Here is a 15,932-nt window from a genome sequence, read left to right on the forward strand (position 1 = left end):
GGAACGGTACGGACAAGAAAGGCGCGCTATGCGAATCAGTACGGGAATGATCTTTGATGCGGGTGTGAGCACCATCAACAAGCAGACTGCGTCCCTGTTGCATTTGCAGCAGCAGGTTGCCAGTGGCCGCCGCATTCTCTCGCCCAGCGATGATCCGGTGGCGGCTGCGCGCGCACTGGAAGTTACGCAGTCACAGGACATCTCGGCGCAGTTCAAACTCAATCACAACAATGCCAATTCAGCCCTTGGCCTGGAAGAGGCCCAACTGACCGGCGCCACCGATCTTCTGGCGCGAGTGCGGGAACTCGCCGTGCAGGCCGGCAATACCAGCTTGTCCAGCAGCGATCGACTTGCTCTCACCGCGGAACTCCGGCTGCGCTTCGAGGAGCTTACGGGAATCGCCAATGCCACCGATGGCGGCGGCCAGTACCTGTTTTCCGGATTCATGGGCTCGACCAAGCCATTCGGCGGTACGGTCGAAAGCGTCTTGTCCGGGAATGAAATGGTGTATCAGGGCGACGATGGACAGCGGAAACTGCAGGTATCTCCCACCCGGTTTCTCGAGGTCAGCGATTCCGGCAACGATGTCTTCAAGCGCATCAGGAACGGCAACGGCTACTTCGTCACCAACTATGCCGCGACCAATACCGGCACCGGCATCGTCGATGCCGGCAGCATTACCGACCCTGCGACGTGGAATGCCTTGCCGACAAAGAACTTCAGCATCAAGTTCAGCATCGACAATACCGTGGTGCCGCCTGTTACCTACTACGACATCGTGGATACCGATCCTGCCAGCCCGGGCAACGGCAATTCGCTGCTGACTGGCGCGCCGCCCGTGCTGCCGCCAACCACGCTGACCGGTCAGCGGGTATATCAAAGCGGTCAGCCGATTGTCTTGAAGAACCAGGGTGCCGAGCCGGCGTTTGACTTGGGCGGCAGCGTCCTGGTTGCGGGCGATCCGGCATCCGGCGACAGTTTCAGCATCGCGCCGAGTTCGTCACAGAGCGTTTTCGCCACCATCGGCAAGCTGATCGGCGCCATGGAGTCGGCGAATGCGGGAGCGAGCGGCGCCATGGCAAAGCTGTCCAACGATATCGGATTCGCCCTGACCAATCTCGATCAGGCCACCGACAATATTTTGCGGGTTCGCGCACAGATCGGCGCGCGCATGGGGGAAATCGATTCCCTTTCCAGCGTCAATGAGGACCTGAGCCTGCAATATCAGCAGACCCTGTCGCAACTGCAGGACCTCGACTACGCCAAGGCAATCTCGGATCTCACGCGCAAGCAGACCGATTTGCAGGCGGCGCAGCAGTCCTTCGTCAGAATGTCGCAGCTTTCGCTGTTCAACTATCTATGACGCCGTATCGCCAGCGCCGACTCTTGCTTGTCTCCCTGCTGTCCTGTGGGTTGGCGGGTTGCGCCATCATGGATTATCCAGGACCGACCAGTCTCGGCGGCACTTTGCCCGCACAGGGGCCGATCATTCCGGAAACCACGCTGAATGTCACAAACTCGCTTCAGATATCGCTCGAGAAACTGGTTTTCTGGGGTGCATACGCCGGTGCCGCCTACCTGATTCTCGATCCGCTGGCGCCCAACTGGGACATCGAGCAGGCCGCTTTCCCGGATGGCCACTACCATTTTTCGCTGAAAATGAAACGCTTCTACGCCGGAGGCGCCGGCGAATCGCGCGTGGTGTTCCATCAGCGAGCGAAGGAACTGATGCGGCGGGGCGGATATGACGGCTATCAGGTGCTGGAGTATTCGGAAGGCATGGAGTCTTCGGTGCTGGGTTCGCAGCGTGTGTCACAGGGCGTCATTCGCTTGACCCGAAGCGAAGCCGCAGCGAAGGCCGGCAACGCCGCGAACGACGCCAAGCGCAACGGCCGCAACTGAACCGAGGGGCTACTGGACCGGATTGCCGGCGGCCCGCATGACCATCCCCATTGCCTGAAAGCCTTTGCTGAAGAGGCCCTCCATGGCTGCCCCGATATACGGCAGCGACAGCATCAGGACCAGGAATCCCAGTGCCAGCGTGACGGGAAAGCCGACCGCGAACAGATTCAACTGCTGGGCGATCCGCGCCAGTACGCCCAGGGCAATGTTGGCGATCAGCAGCGCGGTGATCAGGGGCAGCGCCAGCAGCAACCCCGTCGCAAACAGCGTTGCCGACCAGGCCAGCAGCGATGAAAAGGCACCTGCATGGATTTGAGTCGTGCTCACCGGCAGCAGCGTGAAGCTTTCCGCGAGCACGCTCAGCGACAGCAAATGGCCATTCAGACTGAGGAATATCAGCGCGGTCAGCAGTCCGAGAAATTCGGCAATGACCGGCGTCTGTCCGCCACTGTCCGGGTCGAAGAAGGTGGCGAAGCCCAGGCCCATCTGCAGGCCGATGAGCTCGCCGGCGACATCGACCGCTGCAAAGGTGATGCGCAGCGTGAAGCCGAGAAGAACTCCAATCAGGATTTGTTGCCCCAGAACGACCAGGCCAATCCAGGAGCCCGCGGGAATTGCCGGTGGTGGCGGCAGAGCTGGCGCCACGGCCAGGGTAATTGCAAGACCTGCAATCAGGCGTATCCGCGCGGGCAGCGCGGCATTGCTGAAGACGGGAGCGGAGGCCAGCAGGCCGAGAATTCGCGACAGCGGGAAAACGAACAGGGCAAGCCAGGTGTCGAGCTGTGCCGAACTGATCGAAATCATGCTCAGCCCCGGTCAGCCGATCATGCTGGGAATGGCTTCGTAGAGGCGGCGCATGTAGTCGGTCATGATGGTAATCATCCATGGTCCGGCGACGATCATGGTAATGAATATGGCTACCAGCTTGGGCACGAATGAGAGCGTGGCTTCGTTGATCTGTGTCGCCGCCTGAAAAATGCTGACAATCAGGCCGGTGATCAGCGCCGCCAGGAACAGCGGAGCGGAGATCATCAGCGTGATTTCGAGTGCGTTGCGACCGATCTCGACGACAGTGGTGGGAGTCATGGCGTGCTTCTACCCGAAACTCAGCACCAGCGAGCCGATCAACAGGTTCCAGCCGTCGACCAGCACAAACAGCATGATTTTGAAGGGCAGCGAAACGATGACCGGAGACATCATCATCATGCCCATCGACATGAGCACGGAGGCGACCACCATGTCGATGATCAGAAATGGAATGAACACGATGAAGCCGATCTGGAATGCGGTCTTGAGTTCGGAGGTGACAAACGCCGGAATCAGCACGCGCATCGGTATGTCATCTGCCTTGGCGGGAGCGGTCAGCTTGGCGACTTTGGTGAATGTCGCCAGATCGGCCTCGCGCACCTGTTTGAGCATGAAGGTGCGCAAGGGCACGGCGCCTTTTTCCAGCGCGGCCTGCAGGCTGATCTTGTTCTCCGACAGCGGCAGATAGGCATCGATGTAAATGCGTTCGGTGACGGGCGCCATGATGAAGAAGGTCAGAAACAGGGCCAGTCCGACAATGACCTGATTGGGGGGGGACGTCTGGGTGCCCAGTGCGTGGCGCAGCAGCGACAGCACGATGATGATGCGTGTAAAGCTGGTCATCATCAACAGCATTGCCGGCAGAAAGGTAAGGCCGGTCAGCAGCAACAGGGTCTGGATGGAGAGCGACCATTGCGTGCCGCCGCCGGCAGCCGGGCTGCTGGTGATTGCAGGCAATACCTGAGCGTCGGCGAATAGTGGCGTCAGCAACAGGACGCAGGCCAGGAGTCTCGCCAGCATTGCCTAGCGCCTCTGCGTCAGCTTGCGCAGCCAGTCGGGAAACCCTTCGCCGGATGAAGGGCCGACACCGGGGGCTTGGGCGGCGATGGCCTGGCGGGGCACTTCGGCGAGGGCGGAAACGCGGCCCGGCGCGACTCCGAGCACCAGCCATGTGCTGCCGACTTCAACGATCACGACGCGTTCACGCGTGCCCACGGCAGTACCGGCAACGACGCGCAACAGGCCCGCATTTTCGCCGCGCTGGGCAACCAGTTTTTTCAACACCCACAGGCTGCCGATCATCAGCGCCAGGACGACGGCCAAGCCGAAAAAAAGCTGCCACAGGCTGCCGCCGAGATCGGTCGCGGGCGCTCCCTGGGCGGATTGCGCCGAGGCCTCTGCCATGGCAAAAAACAGCAACGGGGTAAGGATGAAACGAACCATGCTCGCAACCGGGGTGACCTTGTAGGGCGCGAGCTTAGGCTTTCGTCGTCGGCAAAAAACCCCAAAGTAGAGGGGGGAAGCCTCGACTTATCAGCGGTTCAGTTTGCGAATGCGCTCTTGCGGCGTGATGACGTCGGTAAGGCGGATGCCGAATTTTTCGTTAACCACAACCACCTCTCCCTGGGCGATCAAGGTGCCATTGACCAGCACATCCATCGGCTCGCCGGCCAATCCCTCGAGTTCGACCACCGATCCATGCGCCAGCTGGAGCAGGTTTCGTATCGATATCTTGGTGCGACCCAGTTCCACGGTCAGATTCACCGGGATGTCGAGAATCATGTCGAAGCCCTGGGGCATTGCCGGATTTTCGGTGCCGCCGGAGAACTCCTCGAAGATGGCAGCCGGCTTGGCATCCGCGGCAGGCGCAGGGTCAACCGCAGTCTGCTCGCCCATGGCTGCTGCCCAATCGTCCTCGGATACCTGGTCTTCGGTTTCGTTAGTTTCGCTCATGACATGCTCCATGCATATATTTGCCTAGACCTCTTCTTCGGCGAGAAAGCGCTCGATCTTGAGTGCGTACTGCCCATTGCGCACTCCGTAACGGCATTCCAGCACCGGGACGCCGTTGACCGAGACCGGCACCATTGGATCAATCGAGATCGGAATCACGTCTCCAACCTTCATTTCGACAATGTCGTTAACCGTCGCACTGGCGCTGCCAAGCCTGGCCACCAGTTCCACTTCGGCGGTCTGCAACTGACGTGTCAAGGTGCCGGTCCAGCGCTTGTCGGACGAAGCCTGCTCGCTGTGCATGGTGCTGTAGAGCACATCGCGAATGGGTTCAACCATCGAGTAAGGCAGGCAGAAGTGCATTTCGGCGGTAGTGCCCGAGAGTTCTATGGTGAATGTGACCGAAACAATCACCTCGGAAGGCGTTGCGATGTTCGCAAACTGCGTGTTCATTTCCGACCGGACAAACTCGAACGTCAGTGGATATACCGGCGCCCAGGCTCTCTGGTATTCCTCGAAGACAACACCCAGGATCCCCTGGATGATGCGCTGCTCGGTGGCGGTGAAATCGCGACCCTCGACCCTGGTATGGAAGCGCCCGTCGCCGCCGAACATGTTGTCGACCACGAGAAACACCAGATTGGGATCAAACACGACCAGACCGGTGCCGCGCAAGGGTTTGGCCTGGATCAGGTTCAGGTTGGTCGGCACCACCAGGTTGCGGATGAACTCGCTGTACTTCTGCACCTTGATCGGCCCGACCGAGATTTCCGTGCTGCGGTGCATGTAGCTGAACATTCCGATACGCAGGTAGCGCGCGAACCGTTCATTGATCAGTTCGAGCGTCGGCATCCTGCCGCGCACGATCCTTTCCTGCCGACCAAGGTCGTAGCTCTTGACATCCCCGGTCTCGGCTTCGGCGGGTGCCTCGTCCGATTCGCCGGTGACGCCCTTGAGCAGGGCATCAACCTCTTCCTGGGAGAGAAAGTCCTGACTCATCGCGCGCTATTGAATGATGAAGGAGGTGAACAGCACTGCCTGGACTGGCGCATCGGGAGCCGCGACATCGCCGGGTTCCTTGGCGGCATCCTTGCGCTTTGTGCTGCCCGAGGATTCCAGCGTGCCATTGACGGTCTCGCGAATTTCGTTGGACAGTCGCTGCACGCCCTGCGCCGTAACCAGATCGGACGCTTTCTTGCTCAATAGCGTCAGCATGATGCGGTGTTTGACCTCCGGGTCATATTGCTTGAGCAGCTCCAGCGCGTTCGTGTCGAGGACTTTCAATTGCACCTCTGCCTGCAGGTAAGCCTCCTGCTGCTCGGTCTGCAGCTTGACGGTAAACGGCTTGTCGAACTTGTGGAATGCCGGAGGGGCGCTGTCGGCTTTCTTGTCCTTCTTTTTCGCTTTGCCTTCCTTTGCCGGTTCTTCGCCTTCGACGGCATCCTCCACCGGCTTTTTCTTCATCAGAAAATACGCAGCGCCGCCACCGCCCAGCACCAGAACCAGAACGCCAATGACGATGAAAATTATCAGCTTTCCTTTTTTCTTCGGAGGAGGGGCTTCACTCTCGGTTTCCGCTTTCTTTGCATCCGCCATCAATTCTCTCCCTGATCCGGTTGTTGTGTGCGGACTCGCTCCGGATATCCCGTATTGCGTTCATGCACGATAGTTGTTCCCGTGAAAACCAGTAGTTTACTTCCGCAAGGCTTGCTAACGGCCGCTGGCGCTTTATTCTGAAGCCCGGGCAGGCAGAGCTGTCGCATCAGGCGAAAATATCTATCATGCTGCGACCGCCGCCGGTTCTTGCCATTGCTTCCGGTCCCGGCAATGGGATGGTCGAAGAAGCATAGCGCACGCTGTCGTTCATGCCCAGATCCGCATTATCCTTGCGCGATGAATGCTGCGGCGACTCGGATCCGACTTGAGTCTGGCCGAGGCTGACGCCGGCGTCAGCCAGCACTTCGCGCAGGCGATGCAGGGAGCTTTCCAGCGCCTCCCGGACCGCCGGATTGGCCGAGGTGAATATGGCGCTGGCCTGATCGCCGTTCATCGTTAGGGAGACCTCGACACGGCCGAGGTGTGGCGGGGTCAGCACCAGATCGGCCTGTTGACGGTTGTTGCCAATCATCCAGGTCAGTTTCTGGCCCATCTCGTCATGCCAGCCGGTTTGTCCCAGCGGGGTGTCGATACGCAGGTTGGGGCTTGAGGACGATGCGCTGCCAGGATTTGCCGGTGATACCCCCCCCGCTCCAGCTACACGCGACTCTCCTGTGGCGACACGTTCGATGAGAGCGTGAAAATCGCCTGAAGCGAGCTCGGAGGATTTTTGTTCGCCGTTGATGCGATCGGAGTCGGCATTAATTGCCGCATCGAGCGAAATCTTGCCGGAAGCCTGCGCGGGGCGGTCGGACTTCGAACCGACGGAGGCGAAGGATTCGTCCCTTGTTTCGACATTCCGTTGGCGCGGGTTTGCTTCCAGAAATGCGGCCGGGGTTCCAGGCACGGCCGCGAGGATCTGAGTCGAGTCGGCTTCCGCACTGGTTTGAAGGACCGGCAATCCCTTTTCCTGAGAGGATTCGGTCGCTTGCCCGGCAGTGGCGACGGGAGTCGCAGGGGTAGTCGATGTTCCGTTGGGGTTGGCGCCAAGAAACTGGAAAAGTGCAGAAAAATCAATGGGCGCTACTGTATTCTCGATACCGTCGGTGACCTCGGTAGAGGCGCTTCCATTGCTGGCCGAGTCGGTCGCGGGAGCTTCTTTCTTGCCTATCTCGGACTTCAGCACCGAGGCGAATGGTGATCCCGCATTGCTTTCCGTATCTGCCTTGGCCCCCTCGCTTGCCCGAACGGCAGCATCGCTTTGGCCGAGAGCCTGTGCGTTTCCATTCTGGGGCGCTGCTGGCGTGGCTATTGGCGCCGGACTGATCAGCAATTCGGACATCGTCGTTTCCTCGCGGCCTGAGTATTCATCGCACTCACAGATGCAAGGGGTGTGCCACCTCAGTCTTTTGCCTTTTCCGCATGGCGACGGGCGCCATGTTCGTCGCTGGCTTTTTGTTCCTGGCGCTGATCCTGATAGGTGATGCGTGATTGATGGCGATCCGACAGGGTATCGAAAGCTTTTACACGTCCTCGTTTGCTGATCCATTCCACCTGGCCTGCGACTGTCATCTGCCTGGTATGGTTCATCGCCGAGCTGGCCTGGTTTATCGCTTCGTCGAGCCTGGCGATGAACTGGGTGTAGTTCTGCCATTCGCCTGGACGCAATCCATCCTGGGCGGCGCGCACAAAACGTGTCCGGTATTCCTCGCGATATTGCACCAGCAAGCCGTGCCGCCGCGAAGCCTCTTGTTCGCCTGCGATCAACTCGCCCAGCTTCCGTCCGGCTTCATCAAGACGCAGTTGCGAAAGGTCGAGGAGGGACTGAAGTGGAAATACGCGGGACATGTGAGAAAGGGCTTCAACGAGCGATGATGGCCAATCTTACGCTCCACCAAACAACTCTGCCAGACGCTTCCGTGACGAATTCGAATCCGCTCGTTCGTTGATCTGTTGCGCAAGGAAGCTTTCGAGTTTCGGGTTCATCATGATGGCCCGGTCGAGCAGCGGATCGGAGCCTGCGGAATAGGCGCCGACTGCAATCAGGTCGCGCGCGCGCTGGTAGCGCGAATACAGCTGCTTGAAGTGACGTACCTGTTCCAGATGGTCCGCTGCGACAAGATTGGTCATGACCCGCGAGATCGATTGTTCGATATCGATGGCCGGGTAGTGTCCGGCATCCGCGAGCAACCGGTTGAGCACTATGTGACCATCGAGGATGGCCCGTGCCGAATCGGCGATCGGGTCCTGCTGGTCGTCGCCCTCGGTCAACACCGTGTAGAAGGCGGTCACTGAACCTCCGCCGGTCGGGCCGTTGCCGGCGCGTTCGACGAGTTGCGGCAAGCGGGCAAAAACCGAGGGCGGATACCCGCGCGTCACCGGAGGCTCGCCAATCGCCAGCGCGATTTCCCGTTGCGCCATGGCGTAGCGCGTCAGGGAATCCATGATGAGCAGAACATGCTTGCCCTGGTCACGGAAATGCTCGGCAATCGATGTGGCATAGGCGGCTCCCTGCAGCCGCATCAGCGGACTGACGTCGGCCGGAGCGGCAACCACCACCGAACGGGCGCGACCTTCTTCGCCGAGATTGAGTTCGATGAATTCCTTTACTTCCCGTCCCCGCTCGCCGATCAGTCCGACCACAATCACGTCGGCTTCCGTGTAGCGGGCCATCATGCCGAGCAGGACGCTTTTGCCCACGCCCGACCCGGAAAAGAGGCCGAGGCGCTGGCCGCGACCCACCGTCAGCAAGGCGTTGATGGCACGGATGCCGACGTCCATGGTGTGACGGATCGGTTCGCGCAGAAGCGGGTTCAGGGGACGGCTGGCCAGCGAGCGGGTTTCCTTGCTGTTCAACGGACCAAGGCTGTCGAGCGGACGGCCGTTGCCATCGACCACCCTTCCGAGCAGTTCATCACCCACCGGCAAATGTTTGGCGCGGTCCGGCGCGCGTCGTCGCGGGGGCGAGGCCTGGCCTGGAACTGGCGGAGCGGCGGGTAATTCCATCGGGATTACCAGTGCCCCCGGAGACAGTCCGTAGACGTCTTCGGCCGGCATCATGTACAGGCGGTCACCGGCAAATCCGACCACTTCGGCCTCGACCGTGCCGTCGCCCGGGATTTGTATCAGGCACCCCGATCCCAGGGGCAGCTTGAGCCCCGATGCCTCCATCACCAGCCCATTGATACGCGTCAGTCGTCCAGAGGTCTGCCAGGGCCGGACATCGGAAATATGCTCGCGGCAGTCGACGAGAAAGCGCGAAAGGTCGGAGACGCTCATTTCTCGATCGTGTCGATCCATGGAGTTTGCTGCCCAAGGGCTTCCATCACGCGTCGCCAGCGGGTTTCCAGGCTTGCATCAAGATGACTGCCGCCAGCTTCGATGATCACGTCGCCGCGCATGAGCTTTGTGTCTTCGTGAATCCGGTGCCCGGCATGGGCGAACTGGTCACCCGCGCGCAGGCGCGCAAGCGATGCGTCTTCAGGATTCAAATGGATGGAGGCATGAAGCAAAGGCAGTTGCTCCAAGGCTTCGCGGATTACGCCCAACAGCACTTCCGGCTTTGCGGCGACCGTTTGGCGGACAACCTGGCGGGCTATCTCGATGCTCAAGGCCAGCAGGTCGCTGGCGACAGCCTGATTCAGGTCCGTGATGCACTGCTCGAGCTTCTCCAGCGTTGCCGCCAGAAGCAGGGCTTCCTCGCGTCCCATGGCTTCGGCCTGTGCTTTTCCCGCGGCAAGTCCTTCGGCATGTCCCGCCTCATATCCGGCCTGATGCCCTTCCCGCCGCGCCTGTTCGCGGATCTGGTGCACTTCGCGGTCGCTGACTGCTGACGAGCCAGGTTCGGCTGCAATGCCGACCGACGGGTCGGCAGGCGAATCGAAGCTGGCAAGTTCCCAGCGCTCCCAGGCGGTGAGCGATGATTTGGGGTGTTCGTCCATGGCGATCAGACGAATGCGTCACCTTCACCCGCGCCGCCAAGCTGGATCTGGCCTTCATCGGCGAGCCGGCGTGCGATCTTGAGGATTTCCTTCTGCTCGGCCTCGACTTCGGAAAGACGCACGGGGCCTTTCGACTCGAGATCCTCCCTGAGCATTTCGGCAGCGCGCTGCGACATGTTCTTGAACACCTTTTCGCGCAGTTCCTGCGACGCTCCCTTCAGCGCAATGATCAGCGAATCCGATTGCACCTCGCGCAGCAGCAACTGGACTCCGCGATCATCGACATCCATCAGGTTTTCGAAGACGAACATCTCATCGAGGATCTTCTGCGCGAGTTCGGGATCGTATTCGCGCACGTTGTCGACAATCGCGGTTTCCACCTGCTGGCCGACAAAGTTGAGAATTTCCGCCGCATGGCGAATGCCTCCCATGGCAGCTTTCTTGACGTTGCCTGACGCGCTGGACAGAACCCGCTTCAGCGCCTCGTTCAGTTCGTGCAGCGCGGTCGGTTGCACGCCGTCGAGGGTGGCAATGCGCAGCAGAACATCGTTGCGCAGGCGTTCCGTGAAGTGCTTCAGGACTTCGCCGGCCTGATCGTATTCGAGGTGTACCAGGATCGTGGCGATGATCTGGGGATGCTCGTTGCGAATCATGTCTGCCACCGTGGCGGCATCCATCCATTTCAGGCCTTCGATCCCGGCGGTGTCGCCCCCCTGCATGATGCGGCTGATCAGGTTGGCGGCGCGGTCATCGCCCAGCGCCTTGGTCAGCATGGCCTTGATGGTTTCGTTGTCGACGGCAACCGGCGCGCCTTTGGCCGCGTGATCCTCGAACTCGTCGATCACCTTCTCGATCTGGAGGCGAGGCACCTGCTTCAAGGCGGCCATGGCATGACCGAGCTTCTGCACTTCCTTCGGGCCGAGGTTCTTCAGTATTTCGGCGGCCTCGTCCTGCCCGAGCGAAAGCAGCAGGATGGCGGCTTTTTCTACGCCTTCACTTTCCGTGCTCGCCGCCATCTACCCATTCCTTGATCATGTTGGCGACCGCCTTGGGATCCTTCTTCGCTATTTCGCGCGCGTCCGCCAGCTTTTCGTCGTAGCTGCGGTGGCGGTGCAACATGCCGTCCGCGCCGACCTCGAATTCCTGCTTCTCCGGCGCCAGTCTCGGTGGTGGCGGCTCCATCAGTTTCTCGAACACCGGCTTCAACAGGCGGGTCCATAGCCAGAAGGCTGCGCCGGCGATGAGCAGATACCTTGCCAGTTCCTTCAGCGTTGCAATCAGTTCCTGATTGGCCCAGATCGGCGCATCGGCGATGACTTCCTTTTCCGCAGGCGTGAAGGGTGCATTGGCGACATTCAGCGTATCGCCGCGGTCCTTGCTGAAGCCCATCGCCTCGCGGGCAAGGTCGGTAATCTGCTTGAGTTCGGCGGGTGTCAGGGGAACCGGCTTGGGTTTGGTCGGATCCTTGCGGTGGTTGACCACCACGGCCACCGACAGGCGCCGCACCGTCCCCGGCACGCCTTTTGTGTGACGAATGGTCTTGTCCACTTCGTAGTTGATCGTGGCGTTGCGGGTGAAGTTCTGCGACGGATTTGCAGCCGCGGCCGCGCCGGTCGGGCCTCCCGGCCCGGATTGGGTCAATGGCGCGGTTGCCGGGACCGGCGGCTGATTGCTCAAGGCTCCCGGAACCCCTGCGGCCTGCGGCGATCCGCTTCCCACTTCGGCGGTCTGCTGGCTGCGGATCGCTGTTTCATTCGCGGGGTTCGGCTTGTAGCTTTCAGCGACCTGGTCGATCTGCGAGAAGTCGAGATCGGCGGTTACCTGGGCGCGCACATTGTTGGGACCAACCAGCGGAACCAGGATGGTTTCGATGCGCTTGCCGTAGTCCGCCTCGACTTCGCGGAGGAACTTGAGCTGGGTGGCATCGAGGCCGGCATTGCGTTGCGGATCGCGCTGCTGCGAGATCAGCTTGCCCTCCTGGTCGATCACGCTGACGTTGCTTGAGCTGAGTTGCGGCACGCTGGAGGCAACCAGGTTGATGATCCCCGCCACCTGGATTTGATCCAGTGTGCGTCCGGGATGCAGGCTGACCAGCACCGAAGCCGAGGTTTTCTGATCGTCACGCAGGAAGGCGGTCTGTTTGGGAATCGCAAGATGCACCCGGGCGCCGCGCACGGCTGCCAGGGACTGGATAGAGCGGGCCAGTTCGCCTTCCAGGGCGCGCTGATAGTTGATCTGTTCGGCAAACTGGCTGACGCCGAGCTTCTGCGTCTCCATCAGCTCGAAGCCGACCAGTCCACCCTTGGGCAGCCCCTGGGATGCCAGTTTCAGACGAGTGTCATGCACCACCGACTGCGGCACCAGAATGCCGCGACCACCGTCGCTGAAACGGTAGGGAATGTTCTGTTGCGACAGTGCGGCGACAATTTGCCCGCCGTCCTTTTCGTCCTGAATGGTGAACAGCAGGGCATACGGAGGCTCCTTGGTCCACAACCAGCCCCCGACCAGCACTGCCACGAACAGGGCAACGCCAACCATGCCCATCAACTTCTGGCGTGGGGCGAGGCGGAGAAATGCCTCCATCGATATCGGATCGGCCGTCGCTGTGTTTTCTGCCATGCTGTTCTGTCGTTACCTGTACGCGCAATTTGCCCGCTCGCGGATTGTGAACTGCCCTAGCAAGAGCGGTTCCTGAAAGAAGCGGCAATTTTTGCCGGCATATCGACAGCCTGCTTTCCTTGTCCAGTCCGGGTGATTCTGCCATCATCGGGTGCCATGAATGTTCCCGCGGTTTCGTCCGCTCAATCCAGCAGCGTAACAGTCGCCCCCGGTGAGGCGGAGCATCTCGCCGAGGCCTTCCGGATTTTCAGTCAGGCATCGGAAGAACTTGCCGCTGCATACAGCGAACTGCAAGGTCAGGTGGCGCAGCTTACCGAAGAACTGGCGGCCGCCAACGGCGCCCTGCGCCAGCAGTATCAGGAGAAGGCGGCAATCACGGAACGCCTGACGCTGCTGCTGGACGCGCTGCCGGCAGGTGTGGTGGTACTTGATGGCGCCGGTCGCGTGCTGCAAGCCAATCCCGCTGCCAGTCAGGTTCTGGGTGGGGGCATAGTCGGCGCTGGCTGGACGGCGATTGAGGCCGATGCGCTGGAGGCCAGCGAAACGCCTGGCGAATACCTCGCCGGAGAGAGGCGGCTGGCGGTTGCAGTCACGCCGCTGGATTCAGCGGGCGGCCGCATCGTGCTGCTGCACGACGTGACTGAAACCCAGCATCTCAAGACTCAGGCCGAGCGCAACCAGCGATTGGCCGCGATGGGGGAGATGGCCGCGCAACTGGCTCATCAACTGCGTACGCCGCTCGCGGCGGCGTTGCTGTATGCGGGCAATCTGGAGAATGCGGACCTGCCCGCCGCAAGCCGTGTTTCCATCGCACAAAAGACCGTAGCGCGTTTGAAGCATCTTGAGCATCTGATCCAGGACATGTTGATGTTCGCGCGGGGCGAAGTGCTCGGGCGTGAAAGCTTTGCCGTCGCCGACCTGCTGGCCGAGTTGGCGCAGACCTTTGAGCCGCTGGCGAAAAGCCGCGACATTGCTTTTTTGTTCAGTGACGACAGCGAGGGTGCGGTACTGACCGGCCATCGCAAATCGCTGGTCGGAGCAATAACCAATCTGCTGGAGAATGCGCTGCAGGCCGTCGACAGTGGCGGTCGCATTGATCTCGACGCACGGCGCGACGGATCGTTAATGCTGCTCTCCGTACGCGATAATGGGCGCGGCATGAATGCTGAAACTGCGGCGCGGCTGTTCGATCCTTTTTTCACTACCCGAACCGAAGGCACCGGTTTGGGACTTTCCATCGCGCGTGGTGTTGCGCGTGCTCACGGTGGTGGCATCGAGGTCGTATCCAGTCCCGGTGCCGGCGCCGAATTCATACTTACACTGCCATGTCCGACTCATTGAAAATTCTGGTTGTAGAAGACGACGATGCCTTGCGCGATGCGCTGCTGATCACGCTTGAGGCGGCCGGACATCATGTCACCGGGGTTGACGGCGGCCCGGCGGCGCTGGTTGCCCTTGCACGCAATCCGTTCAGCATGGTGGTCTCCGACCTGCGCATGGATCCGATGGATGGCCTGACGCTGCTGGGCGAGATCCGCAGCCAGCATCCGGGGCTGCCGGTGTTGTTGATGACGGCCTTCGGCGACGTGGACAAGGCGGTTGCCGCGATGCGCGGCGGGGCCTGCGATTTCATGCTGAAGCCCTTCGAACCGAAGACCCTGATCGAGCAAATCGCGCGCTACGCCGTCCCGCCGCCGCCCGCCGACGGCGTGATTGCCGCCGACCCGAAAACGCGCGAGACCCTGCTGCTCGCCGCGCGCGTGGCGAAGACCGATGCCACTGTGCTGCTCACCGGAGAATCAGGCGTTGGCAAGGAAGTGTTCGCTCGCTACATCCACGACCAGTCGGCGCGGGCCGGTGGACCCTTTGTCGCGATCAACTGTGCCGCGATACCTGACAACCTGCTCGAAGCAACGCTTTTCGGCTACGAGAAGGGGGCTTTTACCGGTGCCCAAACCGCACAGGCCGGAAAGTTCGAGCAGGCCAATGGCGGCACCTTGTTGCTTGATGAAATATCCGAAATGCCGCTTGGCCTGCAGGCCAAGCTGTTGCGGGTGCTGCAGGAGCGCGAAGTCGAGCGCGTGGGCGGCAAGAAGCCGGTAGCTCTGGATATCCGCGTGCTGGCCACCAGCAATCGCGACATGGCCGGCGAGGTTCGCACCGGGCGTTTCCGCGAAGACCTCTACTATCGACTCAATGTGTTCCCGCTGGAAATTCCTTCGCTGCGTCAGCGCCCCGGCGACATCCTGCCCCTGGCCCGGCATTGCCTCGCGCGACAGGCGGCCACCTCGCGCCGGGCGGCAAGATTTGCCGCCGCGGCTGAAGCTCGGTTGGCAGCCTACCCCTGGCCAGGCAACGTACGCGAACTGGAGAACGTGGTTCAGCGCGCCCTGATCATGACCCCGGGCGAACTGATTGAGGCCGACAGCCTGCCGCTCAATGGCACCACGGCGTTCCCGAACGGGGAAGCCCCGGCCGTTGCGGCGAGCATGGCAGGCGCCGTGCCGTCAGCGCCGACTCCCTCCGAAACCCAGGCCAGTAGCGGATCTCCAGCCAACATGAGAGACCTGGAGCGGCAGCACATTCTGGACACCCTGACCAAATGCGGCGGTTCGCGCAAAAAGGCAGTGGCAATTCTCGGCATCTCGGAGCGTACCCTGCGCTACAAACTATCCCAGTATCGGGCCGAGGGATTTTTCAGCGAAGACGAGGATGCGTAGGCGGCAAATGGAAACCGGCACGTTGTTTGCTCTTTCATTCCCGAGCGAATTCAAGTAATGTTTCCCCATGGCCATCGATACACGACAAATTGACCAGATGCTCTCCGAGCTGCGTTCCGCCTCTGCCCTGGCGGGGAGCAAGCCGGCGGGTAATGCCGCGCCTGCGGACGGACCGGATTTTTCGCAAGTCCTGAAGTCCACCATCGATCAGGTCAATGCCGCCCAGCAGCAGGCGCACAAGATGGCCGAGGATTTTTCCAGCGGACAGAGCAACGTTAACCTGCAGGACGTCATGGTGAACCTGCAGAAGGCCAACTTGTCGTTCCAGCAGATGGTTCAGGTCAGGAACAAACTGGTGTCGGCATATCACGACATCATGAATATCCAGGTTTAA

The 15,932-nt window shown here is 60.8% G+C and carries 18 protein-coding genes; 5 read left to right on the plus strand and 13 right to left on the minus strand.

All coding sequences use genetic code 11. The features are described 5' to 3' along the window. Positions 1–28 precede the first annotated feature (28 nt). Both flgL and SUTH_RS04625 read left to right on the plus strand, forming a co-directional pair. The gene (gene flgL / locus SUTH_RS04620; RefSeq protein ID WP_041097457.1) at positions 29–1,363 is read left to right on the plus strand and encodes a flagellar hook-associated protein FlgL; all 1,335 of its coding nucleotides are present in this window, start codon (positions 29–31) and stop codon (positions 1,361–1,363) included. A gap of 68 nt (positions 1,364–1,431) precedes the next feature. Then, the gene (locus SUTH_RS04625) at positions 1,432–1,902 is read left to right on the plus strand and encodes a hypothetical protein (protein ID WP_052473236.1); all 471 of its coding nucleotides are present in this window, start codon (positions 1,432–1,434) and stop codon (positions 1,900–1,902) included. A gap of 9 nt (positions 1,903–1,911) precedes the next feature. Here the strand turns inward: SUTH_RS04625 and fliR are convergent, their stop codons facing one another. The 13 genes from fliR to fliF form a co-directional block, all read right to left on the minus strand. Beyond that, complete coding sequence (fliR, locus tag SUTH_RS04630) at positions 1,912–2,706, minus strand: flagellar biosynthetic protein FliR (protein WP_041097459.1); 795 nt, start codon at positions 2,704–2,706, stop codon at positions 1,912–1,914. 12 nt (positions 2,707–2,718) lie between these two features. After that, positions 2,719–2,988 (minus strand): flagellar biosynthesis protein FliQ, encoded by a 270-nt coding sequence (gene fliQ, locus SUTH_RS04635; RefSeq protein ID WP_041097461.1) that lies wholly within the window; start codon positions 2,986–2,988, stop codon positions 2,719–2,721. A 9-nt stretch (positions 2,989–2,997) separates the two neighbouring features. Beyond that, positions 2,998–3,729, minus strand: coding sequence for a flagellar type III secretion system pore protein FliP (fliP, locus tag SUTH_RS19280; protein ID WP_041097463.1), 732 nt, complete (start codon positions 3,727–3,729; stop codon positions 2,998–3,000). A gap of 3 nt (positions 3,730–3,732) precedes the next feature. Next, a complete protein-coding gene (fliO, locus tag SUTH_RS19285) occupies positions 3,733–4,152 on the minus strand; it encodes a flagellar biosynthetic protein FliO (RefSeq protein WP_052473238.1) in 420 nt (139 codons plus the stop codon). Positions 4,153–4,242: 90 nt separating this feature from the next. Continuing rightward, a complete protein-coding gene (gene fliN, locus SUTH_RS04650; RefSeq protein WP_041101682.1) occupies positions 4,243–4,662 on the minus strand; it encodes a flagellar motor switch protein FliN in 420 nt (139 codons plus the stop codon). Positions 4,663–4,686: 24 nt separating this feature from the next. Further along, complete coding sequence (fliM, locus tag SUTH_RS04655) at positions 4,687–5,661, minus strand: flagellar motor switch protein FliM (RefSeq protein ID WP_041097465.1); 975 nt, start codon at positions 5,659–5,661, stop codon at positions 4,687–4,689. 6 nt (positions 5,662–5,667) lie between these two features. Continuing rightward, a complete protein-coding gene (locus SUTH_RS04660; protein WP_041097467.1) occupies positions 5,668–6,258 on the minus strand; it encodes a flagellar basal body-associated FliL family protein in 591 nt (196 codons plus the stop codon). A 166-nt stretch (positions 6,259–6,424) separates the two neighbouring features. Continuing rightward, a complete protein-coding gene (locus tag SUTH_RS18275; RefSeq protein ID WP_084207251.1) occupies positions 6,425–7,600 on the minus strand; it encodes a flagellar hook-length control protein FliK in 1,176 nt (391 codons plus the stop codon). 59 nt (positions 7,601–7,659) lie between these two features. Continuing rightward, positions 7,660–8,106, minus strand: a complete 447-nt coding sequence (gene fliJ, locus SUTH_RS04670; protein WP_041097469.1) for a flagellar export protein FliJ — start codon at positions 8,104–8,106, stop codon at positions 7,660–7,662. Positions 8,107–8,142: 36 nt separating this feature from the next. Then, the gene (gene fliI / locus SUTH_RS04675; protein WP_041097471.1) at positions 8,143–9,537 is read right to left on the minus strand and encodes a flagellar protein export ATPase FliI; all 1,395 of its coding nucleotides are present in this window, start codon (positions 9,535–9,537) and stop codon (positions 8,143–8,145) included. Next, a complete protein-coding gene (locus SUTH_RS04680) occupies positions 9,534–10,199 on the minus strand; it encodes a flagellar assembly protein FliH (RefSeq protein WP_041097473.1) in 666 nt (221 codons plus the stop codon). The genes fliI and SUTH_RS04680 overlap by 4 nt, the downstream gene beginning before the upstream one ends. Before the next feature lie 5 nt (positions 10,200–10,204). Beyond that, positions 10,205–11,215 (minus strand): flagellar motor switch protein FliG, encoded by a 1,011-nt coding sequence (gene fliG, locus SUTH_RS04685; RefSeq protein WP_041097475.1) that lies wholly within the window; start codon positions 11,213–11,215, stop codon positions 10,205–10,207. Beyond that, positions 11,193–12,818 carry a flagellar basal-body MS-ring/collar protein FliF gene (fliF, locus tag SUTH_RS04690; protein ID WP_041097477.1) on the minus strand — a complete coding sequence of 542 codons (1,626 nt, stop codon included), beginning with the start codon at positions 12,816–12,818 and terminating at the stop codon, positions 11,193–11,195. Before fliF ends, fliG begins: the two co-directional genes overlap by 23 nt. Positions 12,819–12,974: 156 nt before the next feature. On the opposite strand from fliF, the gene SUTH_RS04695 reads away from it, so the two are divergent. From SUTH_RS04695 to fliE, 3 genes are all read left to right on the plus strand, one after another. Further along, complete coding sequence (locus SUTH_RS04695; protein WP_041097479.1) at positions 12,975–14,159, plus strand: sensor histidine kinase; 1,185 nt, start codon at positions 12,975–12,977, stop codon at positions 14,157–14,159. Continuing rightward, entirely contained in the window at positions 14,144–15,538 is a 1,395-nt protein-coding gene (locus SUTH_RS04700; RefSeq protein ID WP_041097481.1) for a sigma-54-dependent transcriptional regulator, read from the plus strand. Before SUTH_RS04695 ends, SUTH_RS04700 begins: the two co-directional genes overlap by 16 nt. A 67-nt stretch (positions 15,539–15,605) precedes the next feature. Beyond that, positions 15,606–15,932, plus strand: coding sequence for a flagellar hook-basal body complex protein FliE (fliE, locus tag SUTH_RS04705; protein ID WP_197539646.1), 327 nt, complete (start codon positions 15,606–15,608; stop codon positions 15,930–15,932).

The organism is Sulfuritalea hydrogenivorans sk43H (assembly GCF_000828635.1).
Taxonomy (GTDB): Bacteria; Pseudomonadota; Gammaproteobacteria; order Burkholderiales; family Rhodocyclaceae; genus Sulfuritalea; species Sulfuritalea hydrogenivorans.

Bases quoted from the DNA above. Each gene is read 5' to 3' on its own strand.
- flgL (WP_041097457.1), top strand. From the start codon at position 29: ATGCGAATCAGTACGGGAATGATCTTTGATGCGGGTGTGAGCACCATC.
- SUTH_RS04625 (WP_052473236.1), top strand. From the start codon at position 1,432: ATGGATTATCCAGGACCGACCAGTCTCGGCGGCACTTTGCCCGCACAG.
- fliR (WP_041097459.1), bottom strand. From the start codon at position 2,706: ATGATTTCGATCAGTTCGGCACAGCTCGACACCTGGCTTGCCCTGTTC.
- fliQ (WP_041097461.1), bottom strand. From the start codon at position 2,988: ATGACTCCCACCACTGTCGTCGAGATCGGTCGCAACGCACTCGAAATC.
- fliP (WP_041097463.1), bottom strand. From the start codon at position 3,729: ATGCTGGCGAGACTCCTGGCCTGCGTCCTGTTGCTGACGCCACTATTC.
- fliO (WP_052473238.1), bottom strand. From the start codon at position 4,152: ATGGTTCGTTTCATCCTTACCCCGTTGCTGTTTTTTGCCATGGCAGAG.
- fliN (WP_041101682.1), bottom strand. From the start codon at position 4,662: ATGAGCGAAACTAACGAAACCGAAGACCAGGTATCCGAGGACGATTGG.
- fliM (WP_041097465.1), bottom strand. From the start codon at position 5,661: ATGAGTCAGGACTTTCTCTCCCAGGAAGAGGTTGATGCCCTGCTCAAG.
- SUTH_RS04660 (WP_041097467.1), bottom strand. From the start codon at position 6,258: ATGGCGGATGCAAAGAAAGCGGAAACCGAGAGTGAAGCCCCTCCTCCG.
- SUTH_RS18275 (WP_084207251.1), bottom strand. From the start codon at position 7,600: ATGTCCGAATTGCTGATCAGTCCGGCGCCAATAGCCACGCCAGCAGCG.
- fliJ (WP_041097469.1), bottom strand. From the start codon at position 8,106: ATGTCCCGCGTATTTCCACTTCAGTCCCTCCTCGACCTTTCGCAACTG.
- fliI (WP_041097471.1), bottom strand. From the start codon at position 9,537: ATGAGCGTCTCCGACCTTTCGCGCTTTCTCGTCGACTGCCGCGAGCAT.
- SUTH_RS04680 (WP_041097473.1), bottom strand. From the start codon at position 10,199: ATGGACGAACACCCCAAATCATCGCTCACCGCCTGGGAGCGCTGGGAA.
- fliG (WP_041097475.1), bottom strand. From the start codon at position 11,215: ATGGCGGCGAGCACGGAAAGTGAAGGCGTAGAAAAAGCCGCCATCCTG.
- fliF (WP_041097477.1), bottom strand. From the start codon at position 12,818: ATGGCAGAAAACACAGCGACGGCCGATCCGATATCGATGGAGGCATTT.
- SUTH_RS04695 (WP_041097479.1), top strand. From the start codon at position 12,975: ATGAATGTTCCCGCGGTTTCGTCCGCTCAATCCAGCAGCGTAACAGTC.
- SUTH_RS04700 (WP_041097481.1), top strand. From the start codon at position 14,144: ATGTCCGACTCATTGAAAATTCTGGTTGTAGAAGACGACGATGCCTTG.
- fliE (WP_197539646.1), top strand. From the start codon at position 15,606: ATGGCCATCGATACACGACAAATTGACCAGATGCTCTCCGAGCTGCGT.